The 18,857-nt window shown below is 71.5% G+C and carries 14 protein-coding genes; 4 read left to right on the top strand and 10 right to left on the bottom strand.

All coding sequences use genetic code 11. The features are described 5' to 3' along the window. Positions 1-5: 5 nt before the first annotated feature. Entirely contained in the window at positions 6-1,433 is a 1,428-nt protein-coding gene (locus ACGF2V_RS27235; protein WP_362628850.1) for an AI-2E family transporter, read from the top strand. A 179-nt stretch (positions 1,434-1,612) separates the two neighbouring features. On the opposite strand, the gene ACGF2V_RS27230 is transcribed toward ACGF2V_RS27235, so the two are convergent. Continuing rightward, complete coding sequence (locus ACGF2V_RS27230) at positions 1,613-2,146, bottom strand: alkyl hydroperoxide reductase (protein ID WP_362628851.1); 534 nt, start codon at positions 2,144-2,146, stop codon at positions 1,613-1,615. Positions 2,147-2,158: 12 nt separating this feature from the next. Continuing rightward, positions 2,159-2,713, bottom strand: a complete 555-nt coding sequence (locus ACGF2V_RS27225) for a peroxiredoxin (RefSeq protein WP_362628853.1) — start codon at positions 2,711-2,713, stop codon at positions 2,159-2,161. 130 nt (positions 2,714-2,843) lie between these two features. Between ACGF2V_RS27225 and ACGF2V_RS27220 the strand changes: the two genes are divergently transcribed. Continuing rightward, positions 2,844-3,809 carry a hydrogen peroxide-inducible genes activator gene (locus tag ACGF2V_RS27220; protein WP_362628854.1) on the top strand — a complete coding sequence of 322 codons (966 nt, stop codon included), beginning with the start codon at positions 2,844-2,846 and terminating at the stop codon, positions 3,807-3,809. A gap of 143 nt (positions 3,810-3,952) precedes the next feature. On the opposite strand, the gene ACGF2V_RS27215 is transcribed toward ACGF2V_RS27220, so the two are convergent. The 3 genes from ACGF2V_RS27215 to ACGF2V_RS27205 form a co-directional block, all read right to left on the bottom strand. Beyond that, a complete protein-coding gene (locus ACGF2V_RS27215; RefSeq protein ID WP_362628856.1) occupies positions 3,953-4,477 on the bottom strand; it encodes a PadR family transcriptional regulator in 525 nt (174 codons plus the stop codon). A 129-nt stretch (positions 4,478-4,606) separates the two neighbouring features. Continuing rightward, complete coding sequence (locus tag ACGF2V_RS27210) at positions 4,607-4,912, bottom strand: hypothetical protein (protein WP_362628859.1); 306 nt, start codon at positions 4,910-4,912, stop codon at positions 4,607-4,609. Beyond that, positions 4,909-5,880 carry an SPFH domain-containing protein gene (locus ACGF2V_RS27205; RefSeq protein ID WP_362628861.1) on the bottom strand — a complete coding sequence of 324 codons (972 nt, stop codon included), beginning with the start codon at positions 5,878-5,880 and terminating at the stop codon, positions 4,909-4,911. The genes ACGF2V_RS27210 and ACGF2V_RS27205 overlap by 4 nt, the downstream gene beginning before the upstream one ends. A gap of 221 nt (positions 5,881-6,101) precedes the next feature. Between ACGF2V_RS27205 and ACGF2V_RS27200 the strand changes: the two genes are divergently transcribed. After that, the gene (locus ACGF2V_RS27200) at positions 6,102-8,339 is read left to right on the top strand and encodes a transglycosylase domain-containing protein (protein WP_362628864.1); all 2,238 of its coding nucleotides are present in this window, start codon (positions 6,102-6,104) and stop codon (positions 8,337-8,339) included. Between the two features lie 302 nt (positions 8,340-8,641). Here ACGF2V_RS27200 and ACGF2V_RS27195 read toward each other — a convergent pair whose 3' ends face one another. From ACGF2V_RS27195 to ACGF2V_RS27180, 4 genes are all read right to left on the bottom strand, one after another. Further along, positions 8,642-10,111: a catalase gene (locus tag ACGF2V_RS27195; protein WP_362709653.1), complete on the bottom strand. Its 1,470-nt coding sequence runs from the start codon at positions 10,109-10,111 to the stop codon at positions 8,642-8,644. Between the two features lie 168 nt (positions 10,112-10,279). Further along, a complete protein-coding gene (locus ACGF2V_RS27190) occupies positions 10,280-12,190 on the bottom strand; it encodes a SpoIIE family protein phosphatase (protein ID WP_362625363.1) in 1,911 nt (636 codons plus the stop codon). A gap of 371 nt (positions 12,191-12,561) precedes the next feature. Further along, positions 12,562-13,266 (bottom strand): DUF402 domain-containing protein, encoded by a 705-nt coding sequence (locus ACGF2V_RS27185; RefSeq protein ID WP_362625364.1) that lies wholly within the window; start codon positions 13,264-13,266, stop codon positions 12,562-12,564. A 177-nt stretch (positions 13,267-13,443) separates the two neighbouring features. Next, on the bottom strand, positions 13,444-14,799 hold the full coding sequence (locus tag ACGF2V_RS27180; RefSeq protein WP_389046703.1) for a class II fumarate hydratase: 1,356 nt from the start codon (positions 14,797-14,799) through the stop codon (positions 13,444-13,446). Positions 14,800-15,037: 238 nt separating this feature from the next. On the opposite strand from ACGF2V_RS27180, the gene ACGF2V_RS27175 reads away from it, so the two are divergent. Continuing rightward, positions 15,038-16,516, top strand: coding sequence for a ricin-type beta-trefoil lectin domain protein (locus tag ACGF2V_RS27175; protein ID WP_389046706.1), 1,479 nt, complete (start codon positions 15,038-15,040; stop codon positions 16,514-16,516). 126 nt (positions 16,517-16,642) lie between these two features. On the opposite strand, the gene ACGF2V_RS27170 is transcribed toward ACGF2V_RS27175, so the two are convergent. Then, positions 16,643-17,944, bottom strand: a complete 1,302-nt coding sequence (locus tag ACGF2V_RS27170; protein ID WP_362625370.1) for a M18 family aminopeptidase — start codon at positions 17,942-17,944, stop codon at positions 16,643-16,645. Positions 17,945-18,857 lie beyond the last annotated feature (913 nt).

Here is an 18,857-nt window from a genome sequence, read left to right as displayed (position 1 = left end):
CGATCATGTCGAGACTTCCGGGGTGGCTCGGCCGCCTGGGCACGGAACTGACCGCGCTGGGCGAGCGGCTGGAACAGCGCACGGCCGGGGCCGAGGGGGGCGAGGGCGCCGTGGGTGACGAGGGCGCGCCGATCGGGCCACCGATGACGGGCACGTCCGTACCGGACGACACGGTGCGGCGCGAGAGCGCCGACCAGGTGCCGCCCCCGCCCATGTACGCTCCGTCGGTCGCCGCCCGGCCCGATCCGGTCGCGGCGATCCCCTGGAGCATGCGGGTCGCCGCCGAGGCGGGCTGGCGGCTGCTCGTCCTGGCGGGCACGCTCTGGGTGCTGGCGCAGGTCATCAGTACCGTGCAGTTGGTGGTGCTGGCGTTCGTCGCCGCGCTGCTCGTCACCGCGATGCTCCAGCCCACCGTCGCCTGGCTGAAGCGGCGCGGGTTGCCGCGCGGTCTCGCCACCGCGGTCACCGCGATCCTGGGCTTCGTCATCATCGGCCTGGTCGGCTGGTTCGTGGTCTGGCAGGTGATGGAGAACCTCGACACCCTCTCCGACAAGGTGCGGGCGGGGATCGAGGAGCTGAAGCACTGGCTGCTCGACAGTCCGTTCCACGTCACCGAGCAGCAGATCAACGGTGCCGCGCAGAACCTCAGCGACACCATCGGCACCAACACCGAGGAGATCACCTCCGCCGGGCTGCAGGGTGTCACCGTGATGGTGGAGTTCCTGACGGGGACCCTGCTGGCGATGTTCTCGACGCTCTTCCTGCTGTACGACGGGAAGCGCATCTGGCAGTGGGTGCTCAAGCTGGTGCCCGCCCAGGCCCGCCCGGGCTTCGCCGGGGCCGGGCCGCGGGCCTGGCGGACGCTGACCGCCTATGTGCGGGGCACGGTCGTCGTGGCGCTGATCGACGCGATCTTCATCGGGCTGGGGATCTGGTTCCTCAATGTGCCGATGGCCGTGCCGATCGCCGTGTTCATCTTCCTCTTCGCCTTCATCCCGCTGGTCGGCGCGGTGATCTCCGGTGCGCTCGCGGTGGTCGTGGCGCTGGTCACCGAGGGCGTGTTCGCGGCGCTGATGGTGCTGGCCGTGGTGCTCGCGGTGCAGCAGATCGAGGGCCACGTACTGCAGCCGTTCATCCTGGGGCGTGCGGTGCGGGTGCATCCGCTCGCCGTCGTCCTGTCCGTCGCGGCGGGCGGCATGGTCGCGGGCATCGGGGGAGCGGTCGTCGCGGTGCCGCTGGTCGCGGTCACCAACACGGTCGTCGGCTATCTGCGCGCGTACGGGCAGGAGGCGGCTCTGCGGCACTCCCCGCCGCCGCGCGGGGCGACCGCGCTGGACATCGCTCCCACACTCGCGCCGGGCTCACCGCCCGATGACCGCGACGACGACGCTGGGGACAGTGGTGGCGGGAAGCACGGCGCCGACAGGCGGTGACAGGCGCCGGGGCGCAGCGGGTCACCTGTCGTCGGAGGGCAAGACCGCCGGAGACCGTCGGACGGCAGGTGACCGCAGGGCGGAGGGAGGCGGGAGAGGCGCCCCAGGACGTACGGGTAGAGCCCCGGGGACGGTCGGTCGTCCTCGGGGCTCTACCCGTGCCAGGGGCGGTGCCGGTCCTACTCGGCGAGCACTGCCTCGGCATCGAGGGTCACGCCGACCGCCTGGATCACCGCAGCGATCTTGAAGGCTTCCTGGATCGTGTCACGGTCCACGCCGGCCTTGCGCAGCACCTGCTCGTGGGAGTCCAGGCACTGGCCGCAGCCATTGATCGCGGAGACGGCGAGCGACCACAGCTCGAAGTCGGTCTTCTCCACACCGGGGTTGCCGATGACGTTCATCCGCAGCCCCGCGCGCAGCGTCCCGTACTCGGGGTCCGACAGCAGGTGCCGGGTCCGGTAGAAGACGTTGTTCATCGCCATGACGGCGGCGGCCGACTTCGCGGCGGAGTACGCCTCCGCGGAGAGGTTGGCCTTCGCCTCCGGCTCCAGCTCGCGCAGCACCCTCGGCGAGCGCGAGGCGATCGCGCAGGCGAGGACGGTGCCCCACAGCTGCTGCTGCGGGAGGTCGCTGTTCCCGATGACCGAACCGAGGTTCAGCTTCAGGTCCTTGGCGAAGTCCGGGACCGCGGCCTTCAGTTCGTCGAGTGCCATGGTGCTGTCAGCTCACTCGCCCGCGAGGAGCGCGACCGGGTCGAGGGTGTCGTCGCCCTTGGACCAGTTGCACGGGCACAGCTCGTCGGTCTGCAGGGCGTCGAGGACCCGGAGGACCTCCTTGGGGTTACGGCCCACGGAACCAGCGGTCACCATCGTGAACTGGATCTCGTTGTTCTGGTCGACGATGAAGACGGCGCGCTGGGCGAAGCCGTCCTCGCCCTCGATGCCGAGCGCGCGCATGAGCTCGTGCTTCGAGTCGGCCAGCATCGGGAAGGGCAGGTCGGTCAGGTCCGGGTGGTCCTTGCGCCAGGCGTGGTGCACGAACTCGGAGTCACCGGAGAAGCCGAGGATCTGGGCGTCACGGTCGGCGAACTCGTCGTTCAGCTTGCCGAAGGCGGCGATCTCGGTGGGGCACACGAAGGTGAAGTCCTTCGGCCACGCGAAGACGATCTTCCACTTGCCCTCGTAGGTCTTGTGGTTGATCTGCTCGAACTCCTTGCCCTTCTCCAGCGAGACGCAGGCGGTCAGGTCGAACTCGGGGAACTTGTCACCGACAGTGAGCACGCGCTCTCCTTGCAGCGTGGAACTCCCGTGTGAGGGGAGTCCCTGAGGGTTGGACGTCACCACCTTGGCACAGAGTGCATTGATAGTGGAAATAGCTACAATCGGTCGTGATGATCGGAGGTGCTTATCAGTGGCGCGTAATCACAGCAATCAGGGGCACCGGACGAAGCAGCCCACCCTGTCGCAGCTGCGGGCCTTCGCGGCCGTCGCCGAGCACCTGCACTTCAGGGACGCCGCGGCGGCCATCGGGATGAGCCAGCCGGCGCTCTCCGGGGCCGTGTCGGCACTGGAGGACGCGCTGGGCGTGCAGCTCATCGAGCGTACGACGCGCAAGGTACTGCTCTCGTCGGCGGGGGAGCGGCTCGCGGTGCGGGCACGGGCGGTGCTGGACGCGGTCGGGGAGCTGATGGAGGAGGCCGAGGCGGTCCGGGCGCCCTTCACCGGAGTGCTCAGGCTCGGCGTGATCCCCACCGTCGCCCCGTATCTGCTGCCGACCGTGCTGCGCCTCGTCCACGACCGCTACCCCGAGCTCGACCTCCAGGTGCACGAGGAACAGACCTCCTCGCTGCTGGAGGGGCTGGCCGCCGGACGGCTGGACCTGCTGCTGCTCGCCGTGCCGCTCGGGGTGCCGGGGGTGAGCGAACTCCCGCTCTTCGACGAGGACTTCGTGCTGGTCACCGAGCGGGACCACTGGCTGGGCGGGCGCGCCGACATTCCGCGCGAGGCGCTGCGCGAGCTGCCGCTGCTGCTGCTCGACGAGGGGCACTGCCTGCGTGATCAGGCGCTCGACATATGCCGGGAGGCGGGGCGCACCCAGGGCGCGGCGGTCACCACGTCCGCGGCCGGGCTCTCCACGCTGGTGCAACTGGTGGCCGGCGGCCTCGGGGTGACGCTGCTGCCACGTACGGCGGTGACGGTCGAGACCGGCCGCAACGACGCGCTGGCCACCGGGTACTTCGCGGAGCCCGCGCCCTCGCGCCGGGTGGCGCTGGGGATGCGGACGGGCGCGGCGCGGCACGAGGAGTTCGAGGAGTTCGCGGTCGCACTGCGCGAGGCGATGCGGGCGCTTCCGGTACGGGTGACGGCGGGGGTGTAGCCGTACGGAGGGCGGTCGAAGCGCAGTCGTACGGGGACGGTCGTACGGGAGAAGGGGCGTGGCTCCCGGGATCGACGGGAACCGCACCCCCCGGCGGCCGGGCGGCCGCACCCCTCACGACGCCGGACGGTCGCCGTCGGAGGTCATGGCCGGACCTCCTCGGCCAGCCGGTCCAGCCGGACGGCGGTCAGTTCGAGCCAGCGCAGATCGGCTTCCAGGTGGAAGAGCGCGTGGTCGCAGATCAGCTGGTCGGCGAGGTCGCCGCGGCGCTTGCGGTCGGTGAGGGTGCGCATGAGCCGCAGGTGCTCGGCCCGCTGGGTGTCCAGCAGGGCCTCGGCGCTGCGGCCGGTGAGCAGGGCCAGGACGACCTTGGTGTAGAGCGTCGACTGGAGGTACGGCTCGGGCTGCTCCGGCCGGGCGAGCCAGGCGTCGACGTCGGTGATCCCGGCCTCGGTGATGGCATAGCGCTTGCGCTCGGGTCCGCTGCCGCTCTCGATGCCGTCGACCTCCACGAGGCCGTTCTTCAGCAGCCGGGACATGGTCGAGTAGACCTGGCCGTAGTGCAGGGGCCGGTCGTGGCCGAACTTCTCGTCGAACGTGCGCTTGAGGTCGTAGCCGTGGCGGGGGCCGGACTCCAGGAGTCCGAGCAGGGTGTGGCCGATAGACATGCCGAGCACTCTACACCGTGTGTATACATCGGGTGCATACATGGGCGGGGTACGGAGAACGACGGAGGCGGGGCACGGAACGGATTCCGTCCCGCTCCCTGCCCCGCCGTCGAGGGGTGCCGCGTCGCCCTACTCCGGCTCCCGCTCCGTGGACTTGGGCGGACGTCCCCGGCGTGGGATCGGGCGGGCCGTGCCCGGCAGGCGGCCCGCCTCCGCCAGCGCCCTGCGCAGCAGGAACTCGATCTGGGCATTCGCGCTGCGCAGTTCGTCGGAGGCCCAGCGGGCCAGTGCGTCGTGCACCGCGGGGTCCAGCCGCAGCACCACTTGCTTGCGCCGCGGCGGTGTCCGCCGTGCCGGGGGGCCGGGCGGGCCGGCCGACCCCGGGAGCCCGGCTGGGTCCGAGGGCTCCGGAGGACCGGGGGTCTCCTCCGTCATTGGTAGAGGGTGCCCGTGTTGAGGACCGGCTGTGCGGCGCGGTCGCCGCACAGCACCACCATCAGATTGCTGACCATGGCCGCCTTCCGCTCCGAGTCCATCTCGACGATGTCCTGTTCGGCGATCCGGGTCAGCGCCATCTCGACCATGCCGACGGCACCCTCCACGATCTGCTGCCGGGCCGCGACGACCGCGCCCGCCTGCTGCCGCTGGAGCATCGCGGAGGCGATCTCGGGGGCGTACGCGAGATGGCTGAAGCGCGACTCGATGATCCGTACCCCGGCGGCCCGGACCCGGGCGGTGAGCTCCGTGGCCAGCTTCTCGGTGATCTCCTCGGCGTTGCCCCGCAGCGAGAGGCCGTCCTCGTCGTGCGCGTCGTACGGGTACTCGATCGCGATGTGCCGCACGGCCGCCTCGGTCTGGGTGGCGACGAACTCCAGGAAGTCGTCGACCTCGAACAGTGCCTGCGCGGTGTCCTCGACCTTCCAGACGACGATCGCGGCGAGTTCGATCGGGTTGCCGTAGGCGTCGTTGACCTTCAGGACGGCGGTCTCGTGGTTGCGCACCCGGGTGGAGATCTTCTGGCTGCTGGTGAGCGGGTTGATCCAGCGCAGTCCGTCGGAACGGATCGTGCCGACGTACCGGCCGAACAGCTGGATGACCCTCGCCTCGCCCGGTGCGACCATCTTCACACCCGTCATGCAGAAGAACGAGGCCACGGTGAGCAGAAGCCCGAGGACGAGGACCGGGACCCCCGCGGCGTTGTTCCCGTTCGAGGCGACGACGGCGCCGACGATCACGAGGGCGATGCCGGCGAACACCCCGAGCACCGTCAGCAGCAGGCCGAGACCGCCAGGGATGCTGTGCGCCGTCACCTCTCTCACCTGCGGGTCGGGCAACTGCGGAGCGTCCGGCGCGAGGTCGGCGGCCGGCGCGGACACCGCCTGTCCGGTCATTCGGTCGGTCATAGGGTCCCCCTGTATCGTAGACAGGCAACGTGTAATCAAAGTGATAGCACATTTTGTGCTTTCGCAACCCTGAGCGCCTCTCGTGAGTCGGTTCCTAGAGAGCGCGTGCTGATTGTCACGTCCGGAAAAGTCCGCATCGCTTGCTTTCCGTCCACCTGGACGGTGTTAGCTGAGTCGAGCCGACCTTTCCGGTCGAGCGGAGAAACAGGAGCGGAACAGCGATGGGTCGAGCGGATGCGCGACGAGCCCAGCGGCGCGGAGCGCGGCGGGCGCCGAGGAGGGGCGGCATACGCGGACTCTTCACCTGGCGGAAGATGCTGGGCGCCTTCTTCGGGCTCTGCCTGCTGGTCATGGGTGCCGGTGTGGCGCTCTACTTCTACGTGGACATACCGAAGGCCAACGCCCTGGCGGAGCGGCAGAGCAATGTCTACCGGTACAGCGACGGCAGCCTGCTGACCCGGACCGGTGACGGGGGGGTCAACCGTCAGAACGTGGACCTCTCCGAGGTCCCCGAGGACGTGCAGCACACCTTCGTCGCCGCCGAGAACAAGACGTTCTACGACGACCAGGGCGTCGACCTGAAGGGCACCACGCGCGGCATCCTGAACACGCTCATGGGCAAGGGCAAGCAGGGTGGCTCGACCATCACCCAGCAGTACGTGAAGAACTACTACCTGTCGCAGGAGCCGACGGTCAGTCGCAAGCTCCAGGAACTGGTGATCGCTCTCAAGATCGACCAGAAGATGGAGAAGAACGACATCCTCGCCGGATACATCAACACCTCCTTCTACGGGCGCGGCGCCAGCGGCATCCAGGCCGCGGCCCAGGCGTACTACGGGGTCGACGCCAAGGACCTGAACGTCGCCCAGGGCGCCTACCTGGCCTCGCTGCTCCAGGCCCCCAGCCAGTACGACTGGGCGACCGCGACGCCGACCGGCAAGAAGCTCGTCCGGGAGCGCTGGGACTACACCCTCGACAACATGGTCGAGATGCACTGGCTCGACAAGGCAGAGCGCGACACCCTGAAGTTCCCCGTCCCGATGAAGCCCAAGCCCGCCCCCGGCATGGAGGGCCAGGCGGGTTACCTCGTGGAGGCCGCCAACCAGGAGCTGGACAAGCAGGGCATCACGGCGGAGGTGCGGCAGGCCGGCGGCTGGACGTTCACCCTCAACATCGACAAGAAGCGCCAGAAGGAGCTGGAGAAGGCGGTCGACCGGCGGCTGGAGTCCAAGCTCGACCGCAAGGGCAACAAGGTCGACGCGACCGTCCAGGCGGGCGCCACCTCCGTCGACCCGAAGACCGGCGCGGTCGTCGCGCTCTACGGCGGGGAGGACTACGTCAAGCACTACAGGTCGAATGCCACCCGCCAGGACTACCAGCCCGCCTCCACCTTCAAGCCGCTGGTGTTCGCCTCCGCGCTGGAGAACGGGGCGAAGACCCAGAACGGCGACCTGATCGGCGTCAACACCCGGTACGACGGCACCAGCAAGCGGCCCGTCGTGGGCAGCAGCACGCCGTTCGCCCCGCAGAACGAGGACGACGTCAGCTACGGCGACGTCAGCGTGCAGACCGCCATGAACAAGTCGATCAACTCGGTCTTCGCACAGATGGTCGTGGACGTCGGCCCGGCGGAGGTGAAGAAGACCGCGCTGGACCTCGGCGTGCCCGACAAGAACTTCCCCGAGCGCCCCGCCATCACGCTCGGCACGATGAACGCCTCCACCTGGGACATGGCGGGCGTCTACGCCACGCTCGACAACCACGGCAAGAAGGTCAACCCCTTCATCGTGAAGTCCGCCAAGCACAGCAGCCGGACGTACGAGCCGGTCGAGGGCATCGGCGAGCAGGTGATCAGCCGCAAGTCCGCCGACACCGTGACGTCGGTCCTGCAGGGCGTCGTGGACGAGGGCTCCGGTCGCGAGGCCAACACCACGGCCTACGACGCGGCGGGCAAGACGGGTACCGCGGAGGAGAACAAGGCCGCCCTGTTCGCGGGCTACACCCCCGAGCTCTCCACGGTCGTCGCGCTCTTCGGCGAGAACCCCCAGGGCGGCGCCCAGGTCAGCCTCACCGGCACCGCCAACGCCGGACGGGCCAACGGTGGCGGCTTCCCGGCACAGATCTGGGCGGACTACACGCTGGGCGCGCTGAACGGCGGCTCCGACACCAAGTTCGACCTGGAGGACGTCGAGCGCGGCGAGTCGACCGTGCGGCAGACCCCGTCGACCACGCCCTCGGCGCCGGAGACCCCCGAGCAGATTCCGACCCAGGAGCCGACCCTTCCGGAGCAGAGCCCGAGCCGGACGCAGGAGCCGCCGCCGGCCGGGACGCCCGACGTGCCACCGGTGAGCAAGACTCCGGAGGTCCCGGCGAGCGAGACCCCGGGCCTTCCGGGCGACGGCCAGGAACCCGGGCAGCCGGGCGACAACAACGGCGCCAACAACCCGCCCGCCCGGTGAGCGGGTGAACCGGCCATGACGGCATGGGGCGGGGGGGGGGGGGGGGGGGGGGGGGGGGGCCCCCCCCCCCCCCCCCCCCGGGGGGGCGGCCGGGGCCGCCGCGGCCGGGGGGGGGGGGCCGCGGGGCCGGGGGCGCGGGCCGGGGGGGGGGGGCGGGGGGGGGGGGGGGGGGGGGGGGGGGGCCGCGCCGGCCCCCCCCGCCGCCCCCCCCCGCGCCGCCCCGCCCCCCCCCCCCCCCCCCCCCCCCCCCCCCCGCCCCATGCCTCCCGCCTTGTTCTCCTCCGTCCGAGGAGGCGAATGAATCAGCCGCCGTCGACCTTCTTGGCGACCCGGTCGCCGAGGTCCTTGTCCACGTTGCGCCAGTACTGGAGCGCGCGCTCCAGGACCGGGGCGCTCACACCGTCCAGCAGGTGGCCGGAGATGTTGGACACCAGCCGGTCGCGGGCGGCGTCGTCCAGGACCTTGCGCACCATCGTGCCCGCCTGGCCCCAGTCGTCGTCCTCGCGGTGCAGCTTGTACGCCTCGTGCACCATCTCGCCGGCCGTGGCCCAGCCCGCCGGATCGCCGAAGCGCTCGGTGTCCGCGGCCGGACCGCCGTACGAGTTCGGCGCGTAGACCGCTCCCGTACGCGCCGGCTCGTACCGCATGGGGCCGTCCTTCGCGTACGAGTTGCGGCCGAACCGGGGGCGGTTCGGGGGCAGCTGAGCGTAGTTCGGGCCGATCCGGTAGCGGTGCGTGTCCGGGTACGAGAACAGCCGGCCCAGCAGCATCTTGTCGGGCGACGGACCGATGCCGGGCACCAGGTTCGACGGCTCGAAGGACGCCTGCTCGATGTGGACGAAGAAGTCCTCCGGGTTCTCGTTCAGCGTCATCCGGCCGACTTCGATCTCCGGATAGTCGCCGTGCGGCCATACCTTCGTGAGGTCGAACGGGTTGAACCGGTAGTCCGGGGCGTCGTCGAACGGCATGATCTGGACATAGAGCGTCCAGCTCGGGTGGTCGCCGCGCTTGATCGACTCGTACAGGTCGCGGCGGTGGACGTCGCCGTCGACCCCGGCCATCCGGTCGGCCTCGTCCTGCGTGTAGAAGTCGATGCCCTGGTCGGTCTTGAAGCGGTACTTGACCCAGAACCTCTCGCCGCCCCCGTTCACCCACATATAGGTGTGCGAGCTGTAGCCGTTCATGTGGCGGTAGGTTTTCGGGATGCCACGGTCGCCCATCAGCCACGTCACCATGTGTGCGGACTCGGGGGACAGCGTCCAGAAGTCCCACTGCATGTCGTGGTCGCGCACGGCGCTGTCCGGGCGGCGCTTCTGCGAGCGGATGAAGTCCTGGAACTTCATCGGGTCGCGTACGAAGAAGATCGGCGTGTTGTTGCCGACCATGTCGTAGTTGCCCTGCTCCGTGTAGAACTTCAGAGCGAACCCGCGCGGGTCGCGCCAGGTGTCGGGGGATCCCTGCTCACCGGCGACCGTGGAGAAGCGGGCGAGCATCGCGGTCCGCTTGCCCGGTTGGAAGAGGTCGGCCTTGGTGAACTGGCTGATGTCGTTGGTCACCTCGAAGAAGCCGTAGGCGCCGGAGCCCTTGGCGTGGACCACCCGCTCGGGGACCCGTTCCCGGTTGAACTGGGCCATCTTCTCGATGAGGTAGTGGTCCTGGAGCAGGATCGGACCGTCGGACCCGACGGTGAGCGAGTGCTCGTCGCTCTCCACCGGGATTCCGGCGTTGTTCGTGGTGTAGGGGGTGTTCCTGGTCTTTGTCTCGTCGGACACGAGGGTCCTCCCGTCGGTGGGGGCTTCGTTCAGGTCGCCTTGTCCACGACTGAAGTCAACTCCGCCGACAGGAGGTCGGCAACATTTCGCTACCGTCCGTGCAGGGCTCTCCGCAACGGCCTGTTCGTCCGTAACCGTGGGCCGCGCGACCCACGGTTACGGGGCGGCCTACGGGTTCCGGGCCGGCATCTCGAACCAGACCACCTTGCCGGTCGACAGCCGCGTCGCTCCCCACCGCCTGGCCAGCCGGTTCACCAGGAACAGACCGCGCCCGCCCTCGTCCATGTCCCGGGCCCGACGCTGCCGGGGCAGCTGCGGGGCGTCGTCCCCGACCTCGCAGCGCAGGAAGTCGGTGCGCAGCAGCCGCAGCGTCACCGGTCGCTCCGCGTAGCGGACCGCGTTGGTCACGACCTCGCTGACCAGCAGCTCCACCGACTCGGAGAGCTCGTCGAGCCCCCACCGGCTCAGCGCCCGCCGGGCCAGCCTGCGCGCCCGGCCCGGGGCGGTCTCCTCCGGTTCCAGGTGCCAGTACGCGACATCGCTCGGCGCGATGCCGTCGAACCGGGCGGCGAGCAGGGCGATGTCGTCGTCCCGGTCACCCGGGCCGAGCATGTCCAGGACGTCGTCGCACAGCGCCTCCAGCGGCGGCGAGTGGTCGGGGCCGGTCAGTCGGGCAGTGGCGGCGAGCCGCTCGCGCAGCATCTCGATGCCGGTCCAGACGTCCCGCAGCCGGGACTCCACCAGACCGTCGGTGTACAGGAGCAAGGTGGCGCCCGCCGGCGCGTCCAGTTCGACCGCTTCGAAGTCCACTCCGCCGACGCCGATCGGGGCGCCGGGCGGCACCCGCAGGACCTCGGCCCGGCCGCCCAGGTGGAGCAGGACCGGCGGCGGGTGCCCGGCGTTGGCGATGGTGATGCGGTGCGCGACCGGGTCGTAGACCGCGTACATGCAGGTCGCCATCCGGTCGCTGCCGAGCCGTTGGGCCTGCTCGTCGAGGTGGTGCAGCACCTCCTGCGGCGGCAGGTCGAGCTGGGCCAGGGTCTGCGCGGTGGTGCGGAGCTGGCCCATGATCGCCGCGGAGGTCATGGAGTGGCCCATGACGTCGCCGACGACCAGGGCGACCCTGCTGCCGGGCAGCGGGATCGCGTCGTACCAGTCGCCGCCGACCCGGGCCGTCTCGGCGGCCGGGAGATAACGGGAGGCCAGGCGGACGCCGGTCGGCTGCGGCAGCGAGTCGGGCAGCATGGTGCGCTGGAGCTCGTCGGCGATGTACGCCTCGCGTCCGTACAGCACGGCCTTGTCGATGCCGAGCGCGGTGTGCGTGGCGAGCTGGGCCGCGACCAGCAGGTCGTTGGACTCGAAGGCCGGCCGTTCCACGCCGCGCAGGAAGACGGCGGCGCCGATCACCCGCCGCCGGCCGCGCAGCGGGGCCAGGATCGCGCGGTGCCCGGTCGGCACGGACCGGTCGGCGCCGAGAAGTTCGGGAAGCGCCGCGCGGGCCGCCGCGGAGTCCCCGAAGACCGGCCGCACCCCGCGCAGCACCTCGGCCAGCGCGCCGCCCGAGCGGACCTCGCACAGCTCGGCCGCGGGCGGCAGATCGCCGTGCGGATCGACGACCGGCAGGCGCAGCCGCTCGATCTCGGACGGCGCGTCGGGCTCGTCCTCGTGCAGCCGCAGCCGGTCCGAGCGGCGCAGCCGCAGCACGAACGGGGCGACCGGCCGCTCGTCGCCGACCGGCAGCGGGTCGCGGAGGTAGACCAGTATGGCGTCGGAGAACGTCGGCACGCTGGCCCGGCACAGCCCCAGCACGATCTCGTCGAGGTCGATGCCGCGGGCGATCCGTCGGGTGGCGGCCCCGACGAAGCGCAGCCGGTCGCCCTCACGGCGGACGGCGGCCTGCGGGTCGGGTCCGGCGGTCGCCGGATTCCCGGCCGCGCCCGGTGCGGCGGCCGGACCGGGGATCGCGGCGTTGGCATGGGAGGCCGTCGGCGCGGCATCCTGCTGCCGCGGCCGGGTGCGTTCCTGCGGCCGTGCGGCGAGAGGCTGCCGGCCTTCGTGGGAGGTGGGATGCTCCGTCACGCGTGGGATTCCGTCCGTCCGGGCCGGTTGTATGAGGCAATCACCTCGTGGGGCGCTACTTTGCCCCGGCAAGAGCGGCGAAAACAACGGCTGTCACCGGATGCCCCCGAACGAGGGGCCGAAACCGGATACCCCCGGAGTCGTTCGGTGACAACGTTTCCGGTGGCGGGGCGGGCGACAGCGGGCACGTCTCCACCCCTTCGTAGTGGCTCATACGATTCATACGACTGATGTGGCCCATACAGCTCATGCAGTGCGTGATGCCCGTGCGGTGACTCGTGATCAGGTCCGGTGCCGCGCACTCCGGTTGGACCGGCGCGGCACTTCGGAGGACGATCCTACGGTTGACCCCCTGGGGTGCGACAAGGGTCTCATGACGCCATGTGCGTGGGGGTGCGGTCCCAGTCATCCGGGAGCGCCGGAACCCGCCAGCCCGGATCCGGCCGCCAGTGCTCCCAGCCGTCGCGGAACGGCGCGCCCCAGTTGCGGATCACCTCGACGGCGGCCAGGCCCGCCTCCCGGATCCGTCGCGCGGTCGCCGGGGCCAGCAGCCCGACTCGCTGCGCCTGGGCGAACTCGTCCTCGTCGCGCCAGACCCAGCTGCGATCCGGGTAGACGGAGATGTCGAGGAAGTGGTCCTCGGAGTCGATGCCGCCCGCCCAGCGGGTGCGCGGTTCCTCCAGGTTCACGTACCAGCTGCGGAACTGCCAGCCGTTCTCCCAGAACAGCCACACCGACCAGGGTTCACCCGGACGGGCGAGTTTCAGCACGCCGTTACCGAGCCAGGGCGAGCGCGCGGTGGTGCGCGGGGCGGTGTAGCGCGTGACGAGCGGCTCGTCGTGTACGTCGGTGCCGTCCGTCAGGACCGGCTTCACGCACTCGGTGCCGGGCGCCACCCATACGGCGAGCAGTTCGTCGGTGTCCTGGACGACGGTGACGGGGCGGCAGATGTGGACCGGCCCGGGAACGCCGTCCGCCCCGCCGTCCCCGTTCCGCGGCGGTGGGACGTTGCCGCGGTAGCGCCACAGGATCTGATCCCCCGGCGTCCAGTGCTCGATGTATCCGGTGCCTGCCATGGGCAGATCTTAGAGACGCGACGCCCCCGTCGCCGCCACGGTCGTCACGGACGCGTCATGCGCGGACCCGCGGACGCCCGGGAGCCGTCGCCGTGACGCTTCTCACGGGACGGGACGGGGCGTCGGCGGTACGCGCGGACGCCGCGGCAGTGTCCGTGCGCACTGCCGCCGCTGACCTCACGGACGGGTCATGCGCAGCACGTCCAGGGCCTCGTCGAGCTGCTCCACCGTCAGGTCGCCCCGCTCGACGTAGCCCGACTCCAGCACCACCTCGCGGATCGTCCGGCGCTCGGCCAGGGACTTCTTGGCCACCTTCGCCGCCTCCTCGTAGCCGATGTACTTGTTGAGCGGGGTGACGACGGACGGCGAGGACTCGGCGTACTCCCTGGCCCGCTCCACGTTCGCGGTGATCCCGTCGACCGTGCGGTCCGCGAGCAGCCGCGAGGCGTTGGCCAGCAGCCGGACCGACTCCAGCAGGTTCTTCGCGATGACCGGGAGCATGACGTTCAGCTCGAAATTGCCCGCCGCGCCCGCGACGGCGACCGTCGTGTCGTTCCCCGTCACCTGGGCCGCGACCATCAGCACGGCCTCGGGGACGACCGGATTCACCTTCCCCGGCATGATCGACGAGCCCGGCTGGAGATCGGGGAGGGTGATCTCGGCGAGGCCGGTGCGCGGCCCGGAGGACATCCAGCGCAGGTCGTTGGAGATCTTGGTGAGCGAGACGGCGATGGTACGGAGCTGTCCCGAGGTCTCCACGAGGGCGTCGCGCGCCCCCTGCGCCTCGAAGTGGTTCCGGGCCTCGGTGAGCGGCAGTCCGGTGACGCGGGCGACCTCGGCGATGACGGCGGCGGAGAAGCCGGGCGGGGTGTTGATGCCGGTGCCGACGGCCGTGCCGCCCAGCGGCAGCTCGGCGAGGCGGGGGAGGGAGGCGCGCAGCCGTTCGATCCCGTACCGGATCTGTGCCGCGTAGCCGCCGAACTCCTGTCCCAGGGTGACGGGCGTGGCGTCCATGAGATGCGTGCGCCCCGACTTCACGACCGTCGCGAACTCGGCGGCCTTGCGCTCCAGCGCGGTGGCGAGGTGGTCCAGGGCCGGGACGAGGTCGTGGGTGATGGCGGCGGTCGCGGCGATGTGGATGGAGGACGGGAAGACGTCGTTGGACGACTGCGAGGCGTTGACGTGGTCGTTCGGATGGACCTCGCGCCCCAGGCGCTCGGTGGCGAGGGTGGCCACGACCTCGTTGGTGTTCATGTGGGACGAGGTGCCGGACCCGGTCTGGAAGACATCGACCGGGAAGTGCGCGTCCCAGTGCCCCTCGGCGACCTCGTCGGCGGCCTCCCGGACGGCCCGGGCGATGTCCAGGTCGAGCACTCCCAGTTCGGCGTTCACCTGGGCGGCTGCCGCCTTGATCCGGGCCAGGGCCTCGATGTGGGCCCGTTCCAGGCGCTGGCCGGAGACCGGGAAGTTCTCCACCGCGCGCTGCGTCTGGGCCCGCCACTTGGCGTCCGCGGGCACTCTGACCTCGCCCATCGAGTCGTGCTCCACGCGGAAGCCCGCGTTGTCGGCCGGGGCCGGAGCGGGGCCCGGTGCCGGGGTCTGCGCGTCGTCCATGGCTGCAACCTCCTGAAGAAGGTGAGCACTTATCTTGTTCCGTCTATTCCCAAGGCGCCTACCGGCCAGTAAATACCGGGGGTAACCACAACCCCCGGGAGGCGCAGTGCAGCGCACCAGACACCCCCTCCGCCGCGTGGTCGCGACCGCCGCGGCCATGGCGGCGGCATTCGGCGGCCTGACCGTCGCGGCCGGACCGGCGGGCGCCGCGGACCGGTCCGCCGTCGGCACCACCGCATCCACCCCCCTCTCCCCTGAACTGGAGGCCGTCCGCGCCGCCGAGGCCGTCAAGCTGTACGGCGACCCGGCCGAGCGCCCCCTCGCCGAGCGCAAGACCGGGCTGATCTCGCTCGGCGACAGCGAGATCTCCGGCGAGGGCGTCGGCACGTACGAGACGGGCACCAACGGCCCCGACAACTGGTGTCACCGTTCACCCGACTCCGCCATCCACCGCACCGGCATACCGGCCGACGTCACGTACAACGTCGCCTGCTCGGGCGCGTACACCGGCAACATCGTCATCGGCGGGGCGAAGCAGTACGCCGACGAACTCGTGCAGAGCGACAACCTCGCCATCAAGGCCCGCAACACCCGTATCAAGATGATCCTGCTGGTCGCCGGGGCCAACGACGACCTCGAGTTCGGCCCGGTCATGACCGACTGCGTCGAGCGCTGGTTCCTCTCCAAGGGCGCCTGCCAGCCGACCTACGAGGGCGGCTGGCAGGCCCGCGTCGACAGGCTCGTCCCCAAGGTCGAGAAGACGGTGCGCGACCTGCGGACCGTCATGTCCGGCGCCGGATACCGCGACAGCGACTACAAGCTCGTGGTCATGGGGTACCCGAGCCCGATCGGCCCGGACTTCTACGACAACCCGGACTTCCCCGGCAAGCTGCCGGGCGGCTGCACCGGGTACGACTCCGACGCCGCCTGGGCCCGCAACGTCGCCGTGCCCGCCTTCGAGCGCGGCATGCGGAAGGTCGCGGCCGACACCGGGGCCGCCTACCTCGACAACTCGCGGCTCTTCCACGGCCACGAGGTGTGCAGCGAGAACACCTGGGCCCGCGGCCTGTTCATCGACACGGGGCACTTCCCGCCGGACGCCAACTCCGTCCGGCAGTCCTTCCACCCGAACGCGCGCGGCCACGCCGCCTTCGCCTCCTGCCTGACCCAGCTCTACGACTCGGGTCTGCGCGAGGCGAGCTGCGCCGACCCGGCCGGCACCGGGAAGCCGGCGCTCCAGCCGGTGGCGTGGGACGACGTCTTCGAACCCCTGAAGAACGAGGCCACGGGGACCTGCGTGGACGTCCCCGCCTCGGTGACCCGCAACGACACCACGATCGCGGCCTGGGAGTGCCACGGTGGCCGCAACCAGGGCTGGTGGTACGACTCCGGTACGAAGACCCTGCGTACGGAGCTGAGCCACGACCGCTGCCTGGACGTGCCGGCCTCCGACTACAAGGCGGGCGCCCGGCTCATCCTGTGGGACTGCTCGGGCTCGGCCAACCAGCGGTTCGTCGAGCAGGCGGGCACCCTGCGCCCGGCCGCCGCGACGGGGCTGTGCCTGACGCTCGCGTCGGCCAGGGACACGCTGAGGCTGCAGAACTGCGACGGGAGCGCGAACCAGCGGTTCGCGTGACGCCGTGAGACCGGCGGGAGGGGTGGGGCGGCCCGTGCCACCCCACCCCTCCCGTGTGCCGGTCCGAGGACCGTGCCTCCGTCGAGGCCCCGGTGCCGGCCGGGAACGCGCGCAGGCCGCCGGACGTCAGCCGGACATCATGAACGCGCCCAGGACCGCTGTCAGATGACCGGGATCGGCGGCCCCGCACAGTTCGCGCGCCGAGTGCATGGACAGGCCGGGCACCCCCACGTCGACCGTCGTGACGCCCAGCCGGGCCGCGGTGAGCGGGCCGATGGACGTGCCGCACGGCATCGCGTTGTTGGAGACGAACGGCTGCCACGGCGAGCCCGCCCGTTCGCACGCCGCCGCGAACACCGCCATGCCGGTGCTGTCGGTCGCGTACCGCTGGTTGACGTTGACCTTCACCGTGGGGCCGCCGTTGGGCAGCGGCTGGTGGCCCGGGTCGTGCCGTTCCACGTAGTTGGGGTGTACGGCGTGCGCCATGTCGGAGGAGACGCAGAACGCGCCGGACAGGGCCCGGGCCCAGTCCTCCGCGCCGCCGCCCCGCGCGCTGACCGAACGGCTCAGGACCCGCTCCAGCAGCGGGCCCTGCGCGCCCGTCTCCGAACCGCTGCCGACCTCCTCGTGGTCGAACGCGGCCAGGACGGGGACGTACGCGGGCTCGTCGGGCGCGGTCGCCGCGGCCACCAGCGCCGTGACACCGGCGTGCACGGACACCAGGTTGTCCAGGCGCGCCGACACCACGAACTCCCGGTCCGCGCCCAGGTATCCGGGCGGCTGGACGTCATGGAGCATCAGGTCCCAGCCGAGGACGTCCTCCCGGTCCGCCTCCACGGCCCGCGCGACCCGGCTCAGCAGCGCGCCCTCCTCGGGCGCCCCGAGCGCCCACAGCGGGGCGAGATGGCGCTGCCGGTCGAGGACCAGCCCCTCGTTGACCGTGCGGTCCAGATGGATGGCCAGCTGGGGCACCCGCAGCAGCGGTTCGTCGATCTGGACGAGCCGGGACTCGACCGTGCCGCCGGGCCCGCGCAGCGCCAGCCGCCCGGAGATGCCCAGATCCCGGTCGAGCCAGGTGTTCAGCGGGACGCCGCCGTACACCTCCACGGCGACCTGCCGCCAGCCCGCCGCCCCGATGTCGGGGGTGGGCTTGACCCGCAGGTTCGGCGAGTCGGTGTGCGTGCCGACGATCCGGAAGGGCAGGTGGGCCGGGGCGCCCTCGGGTACGTACCAGGCGATCAGGGCACCGCCGCGGGTGACGAAGCAGCCGCCGGTCGTGCCCGTCCAGTCGTCCGTGCCGCGCAGCTCTCGGAAGCCGGCCTTCTCCAGGCGCTGGGCGGCGCAGGCCACCGCGTGATACGGGGAGGGGCTGGCTTTGATGAAGGACAGCAGGTCGTCGGCGTGACTGCGGTGGGGAAGCGGCGTCATACGGCGTCCGCCTTTCCGGTGTTCGACGGTGAGGTGACAGTGCCGGGACCGCGTCCGGCCGCTCGGTGCGGATCGGGTGCGGTCCTGGGTGTGGGGGGTGGCGGCTGGGCTGCCGGTTTCCGGGACTTCTTCCGGCTACGGGTTCCCGGCGAGGGCTCCGGCCCCCGCGACCGCGGAGCGCCGGGCACGTCGGGGCCCTCGACAACCCACCGCAGGGGCCCGGTACGGCGCAAGTCCCCGGCACGGCCCGCTGCGTGAAAGCGGCGGTGCCGGACCGGCCTCCCGGGAGCCCGGGACCGGGGCGTGCGGGGGCGCGCGGCGCCCGTACGAAGAGGGTTCGAGGGGGGTCCCGAAGGTCGGCGAGGGGCGCGCGTACCGGACGCGCGCCGCTGCGCCGGGCCGGGTGAGCGGGCCCGCGTGGGCCGCCGCGAAATTGGCTGAAACTCGCCGTACGTGATCCCTCGTCACGCCCGTCCGTCGTGGCCGGTCCCGGTCCCGGTCCCGGGCGTGGGATGGTGTCCCGCCGTCGTGCCCTCGTCACATGGGCCGGGGAACGCTGCGGTGCCCGAGGGCCGCCCCGCGCGACGGGGGCCGCGGCGGTCGGGCGGGCGGGGGCCGCCGGGCGCCGCGGCGACCGGGATCACGCCGACACCGGACGGGCCCGCAACCGGGGCTGTCCGGTCGGCTCCGGGGCCTTCGGGACCGCCGAGTCCCCGAGCACGTGCAGCCGCGCACCCCCGAAACGCGTACCGCCGCGCACCCCGTCGTGAGCGGGCGCGCGCTCACGACCGGGGTACGCGGCGGTCGTGCTGCCGTACCTCCGTACCCGGACGCGGAGACGGCCCCTGTCGCGCGAACGTGCCACTCGGGCCCGCGGTGTCCGTTCGCGCGAAGGGGCGTGTCACTCCGCGTC

This window comes from Streptomyces sp. NPDC047982 (genome assembly GCF_043204165.1).
In the GTDB taxonomy this organism is placed as follows: Bacteria; Actinomycetota; Actinomycetes; order Streptomycetales; family Streptomycetaceae; genus Streptomyces.
This window is presented reverse-complemented; position numbering and strand designations above follow the sequence as displayed.